The sequence below is a fragment of the Anaerolineales bacterium genome (assembly GCA_037382465.1).
In the GTDB taxonomy this organism is placed as follows: Bacteria; Chloroflexota; Anaerolineae; order Anaerolineales; family E44-bin32; genus WVZH01.
This window is the reverse complement of record JARRPX010000049.1, coordinates 18,230-23,181: the sequence shown is the minus strand read 5'-3', so window position 1 is coordinate 23,181 and position 4,952 is coordinate 18,230. Positions and strand designations below refer to the sequence as shown.

At 57.3% G+C, this 4,952-nt stretch carries 3 protein-coding genes; 1 reads left to right on the top strand and 2 read right to left on the bottom strand.

The annotated features are described in order from the left end of the window. Positions 1-270: 270 nt before the first annotated feature. Entirely contained in the window at positions 271-840 is a 570-nt protein-coding gene (locus P8Z34_12360; GenBank protein MEJ2551466.1) for a hypothetical protein, read from the bottom strand. Further along, positions 840-2,951, bottom strand: coding sequence for an Ig-like domain-containing protein (locus P8Z34_12355; protein ID MEJ2551465.1), 2,112 nt, complete (start codon positions 2,949-2,951; stop codon positions 840-842). The genes P8Z34_12360 and P8Z34_12355 overlap by 1 nt, the downstream gene beginning before the upstream one ends. 533 nt (positions 2,952-3,484) lie before the next feature. Here P8Z34_12355 and P8Z34_12350 point away from each other — a divergent pair. Beyond that, entirely contained in the window at positions 3,485-4,891 is a 1,407-nt protein-coding gene (locus tag P8Z34_12350; GenBank protein ID MEJ2551464.1) for a hypothetical protein, read from the top strand. The last annotated feature ends 61 nt before the right edge of the window (positions 4,892-4,952 follow it).

The following is a 4,952-nucleotide window of genomic DNA, read 5'->3' as shown; positions in this document are numbered from 1 at the left end:
CCACTGACGGAATTCCTGGTACGACTCGAGCAAAATATGCGTATAACGATGGATGAGAGGAATAGCGGTATTTTAGGTAATCAATCACTCCGCTCAGGATGATACGGGAGGATGGCTTCACGGCCTTTACAATTCCTCTTGATGGTTCCCTCGTCCTCAATCATCCTGAGTGAAACGAACCGTGAAGCGATGCGTGAAGTCGAAGGGTGGAATTTCTTATCCAACCGAAGAAGGAAATTAAATAAGTCTTTCGACGACTTCAGGTGAGGATCATGCCTGTACCAAATACACCCACAGCCTCTCGGGCTCTCCCCAATTGATCCCCAATTTCTCTCCAGCATTGCCTGCCCAGATATCGAAGTACTCATCATCACGCAGGGAAACATATCCCTTTTGCATGCCTCTCGCGTTTCGTCCTAGTAATGGTGTCTCGATTTGCATGCTCTTTAATCTCGAAGCGGGGTCTTTCCCATCGTGTTTCTTACTGGTGAAGGCCTTTTTCATGGTTCGAAAATCAAGCGGCGAAAAAAGAACGCGTTGGCCGCTGCTGGCCAGGAATTCCAACACAGGCGGACTAGCATTTTTTCTCCCCGTTTCCAACAATTGAACGTCGCATCCCAGAGCAATCAACACTTGTTTTTGAAACCACGATAGGGGTTCTCCAATCTTAATCCGAGATGCATCTTGTTTGCGCCAAAGCTTGGTTTGACGCATGTAGCGCTCTTCTTCGATTTCGGCCATCTGTTCGAGTGCGACCGCTTGACGGCGAAAATAATATATGGCGATGATGATGAATATTGCCATGAGTAATACGAGCGCGATGCCAATTGTTATGTCCATTATGAGTCGTCCTCCTCTTTTTTCTTCCTGGATTTATCGGCCAGCAAAGCTTGGTTTCGAATTTTCGACAATCTTTTCCAAGCCGGGGGGCGAGGATCGAAGATACCTGCAACTCCGAGAACCCCTGCGAGTCCAACGATCAGGAGCAAAGGCCACCAGATGGTAGGCGCTGCTCGCTGCGGAAGTTCTACTTTTTGAGGTGCTGTAACATCCGGCTCAGCGGGCACAATTGCCACCCTCATCGGTGTGGGTTTCTGTTCGCGCCTAGAAGGTAGTCTTGTGGGTGTTGGTGTACAAGTCGGCGCAAGGGTTGGTGTTACTGTCGGTGGTTCAGGGATGAGGATGGTTCCTGCATCCGAACCGCGGTTTCCCAGTCGATCCCACGCCGTAAGCACAACGTGATACTCTCCGGGGGGAGCCAATACCTCTCCAAACCGCCGGTCCCAGGTAAATCGGTTGGGTATGTTTCCCGAACTCCAACGATACTGTCTTTCACCGTAAATACCGCCATCTATGACCAACGTGGCATTGCGGATGCCGATGCCCGTATCTTTTACGCTCACGGTTGCCGTTTCCCAGATCATCCACTGCTCTGTGATGTCTACGTGCGGGCCTTCGTTATCGACGATGACCGTAATCCGTGCCGCCGTCCCGACGTTCCCGGCATTGTCCGCTGCGCGCACGAGTACGTAGTGCGTTCCATTTGTGACCGTGCGCGTGTCCCACGCATAGTTCCAGACTCCTCCCGTCAGGGGCAATCCAATCCATGTCTCCCCTCCGTTCAAGGAGATTTGTGCGCTGCTAAGTCCCGACGTCGCGTCGGTACTGCTGCCGCTCATCTGGAGTACGCTGTTTGTCGTGATCGTACTCCCTTCGGGGGGAGATGCGAACATGGATACTGGTTCGACCGAATCGATGTCGATCGTCTGCGACTGAGTTGCGCTGTTGCCGGCCAGATCCGTGATTTGCCAATTTACGGTGTGTACGCCTTCGCCGGTTACGTTAGCACTGGCGCCGGACTGCCACGCGCCTCCATCTGCTTGGAATTGGCGTGAGCCGATTCCGGAAAGTGCATCCGATCCGGATTCGGTCGCCGTCACGGTGGAGGATACGTACCATCCTCCTGATCCCGCGGTTCCGGTTGCTCCCAAATTCGGAACGGGTGGGGTATTGTCCAGTCCGACTCCGGCCGAGTCACTCGAGGTATTTCCGGCCCGATCCGTCGTCAGAATGTCGACGCTATACCATCCCTCGGCCGAGATCGCCGCGGAAGGGATATATGCGCCGCCGTCAATCGACACCTCAGAAGAAGCGATGCCGGATCCAGGGGAACGGTCTGTCCCGCTGCCCGAGACGTTCAACGGCCCGCCGCGATACCAGCCGCCGCTGCCCGATGTTCCACCGGAAACGGTAATTCCCGGCGTCGGTGGAAGCGTGTCCAACCGCCAGGCAACGGAGCCCTGGCTGCTCGTATCGCCATACGTGCTGTGTGCCCAGAAGGTGTAGGACTGTTCACCTTCGCCGCCGCCGGACCAGGTGCATGACAGCGTTGGGCTGTCCGGAGGATCACAGAATACGCCCGAGAAGCCCTCGATGGTTTCGATTTCGTAAGGAGGGATTGGCTCTTCGGCGCTGAAGGAGATCGCCGCCCCGGCGACACACCAGCCGTTGTTGCCCGCGATTCCGCAGGTAAGGTTCCCGCTCACCGTGGCAGGATCGAGGGTCGTCGTGCTCGTGGTCTCCCTGCATCCTGTGGAATCGGGCGAACAGGAATCGAGACTGGTGCCTCGAAAGGATATGTCGCAGTTAATGCCGGCATCCTCACAACTGAAGGTCCACCCTGCACAGGAGGTGGGATTGAAGTAAGTCGCCGCGCTGTTTGCCGCATTGCAGCTCGACCCGGGCGTTTGATACAGCCTGAGGGTGCAGCTATAAGAACCGGATCCCGGAGGGTCGTATACGGCTCGATAACGACACACGCGCCGGCGCCATTCTGTCGTGGTTACCGTTCGATTGGGTCCGATGTAGTCGGCCCGGACGACCGTGGCGGCGGTGGCGATGAGAATTATTGTGCTGATACATAAAGGAAGGAAAACGCGTTTCGTCTTCATAGCGATTGCCGTTACACCCCCTGGCAAGGGATAACTCGATCGGTCAGGCATCGAGCATGAGCACATGCAGAACGTAAAGCCCCGGTGCTTTAAATGCGAGCAAATTTCGCTTCTATGCCATTAATTTGCCGCTACAGCCGAAGAGGTTGTGTTCTTCAATCGAGTGCAGGACAACGTAGTTGAAGCGGCCAACACATCCCCCGTTTTTACAATCTAAAACTGTATAACACCAATACCCGGAAAAAAGTTACCGGCATGCGCCTATCCATCCTCCCCTTTGGTGCAGGTGCTACGCAATATACTAACGGTTTTCGCAGTGGTCCGTCAAGTTCTGAGTCCGATGAAGTAGGCGATCACGATCATCTGCGGCCAGGACCTGCCGGGAGTCTTGGCGGACATCGGCGGTGGATATCTCGCATCGTCTCTCGTAAAATCATCCGTAGTCTTGTCGAAAATCCGCATCGGGGTTAAAAAATGCAAATCCGCCCGGGCGATTGGTTCGCATCGCCCGGCCATCGCAAGGGAGACCACACATGAGCGCAACCGCGCGGATCAAGTCCCTGTTTTCCCACCCCCGCACCATCGTCAATTCCGTCTTGCTGGCCGGCTTCGCCGCCATGCTGCTCCGCGAGGTGCTCTTCTGGCTGCCCCAGGACGTCTCCGGGACCAGCCTGAATTACTGGGCCTACACCGACTGGCTGATCGATTATTCCCAGGGATTCATCCGCCGCGGGCTGTCGGGGGAGATCTGGCGCCTGGTGCCGGATTCGATCCCGCCGCTGGCCTTCGTGGCGGTCTTTTCCTGGGTTCTTATCCTGGCCGTCGCCCTCGGATACCTGCGCCTGCTGCTGCGCTGCCGCAAAGCGCTTCATCCGCTGACGCTGTTCGGGCTGCTCTTCCTGCCCTCGCTGTTCTTCTTCTACCTGCACGACCACAACGCCATCGGGCGCAAGGAAACCCTGGGCTACCTCACCCTGCTGCTGCACCTGCTCGTCGTCGAAAAAGCCTTTCCGCTCGGGAAGGGCGCCTCGCTTCCGGCGGGAAACCTGCGGCGCTACGTGCGCGGCCTGCTGCCCGTCGCGGCGATCCTGCTCCCGGCGATCATCCTCGTCCACGAGGGCAACTTCCTGTTGTTCGTCCCGCTGCACGGGATGATCACGCTCTCTGTCCTGCGCCTGGACGCCTCGCGAGGCTTCAAGCGGGCCGCCCTGTGGACCGGGCTGCTCTACCTGCCGGCGCTTTTGGCGTTCGGCGCCGTCTTCCTTTCCGGCACGCCGGATCACCAGACGCTGTTCGACGTCTGCGACAAGTGGGCGGCCGCCGGCGCGATTCGCGAAGGCAAATGCAGCCTGCCGCGCGAGCCGCTTAGCGGATCGACCCTGCCCGGATCGTTCATTCCCATGTCCTGGTCGTTGGGGCAGGCCTTCGGCATCACGCGGATGATCGTTGCCATGCACTGGAAGGAGTGGCTGCTGATCCTGCCTACGTTGGGGTTTTCGCTCTGGTATCTCGTGCGCCAGGCACTGTACGCTATCCTGCGCGCCCGATCTGCGGGGTCCTTTTCCCCGCGGTCGGCGCTGCGCTATACGGGCGTGTTCTTCCGCAAGTACTTCTTGATTCCGCTGCTGCTTTCGCTGCCGGTCTACTTCACGGCCTACGACTACGGCCGCTGGTTCACGGTCACGTGTTTCAATTTCGCCATGGTGGCAGTCTCGGTCAATCTGCCCTTGCGGGAGTTCGCGCAGCGGAAGAAAGATGCCGACGAAGGTCCCGCAGCCAAGGCGCGCGCGTATGCGGACCATCCCCTCGTCTTCTACGGTCTCTCGATCGGCATTTGCGTCCTGGCGCTGATTCTCTGGGTGCCGCATTACTGTCTGTTCGAATGCGACGTCATCAAGAGCCCGCTCGAGTTCTTCGAGCACACCTTTCTCGCGCACTGAGACAGGGAGAATCCACCTCACAGACCGAAACGACTCTCGTGGTGGCGTAGAATCATAAAAA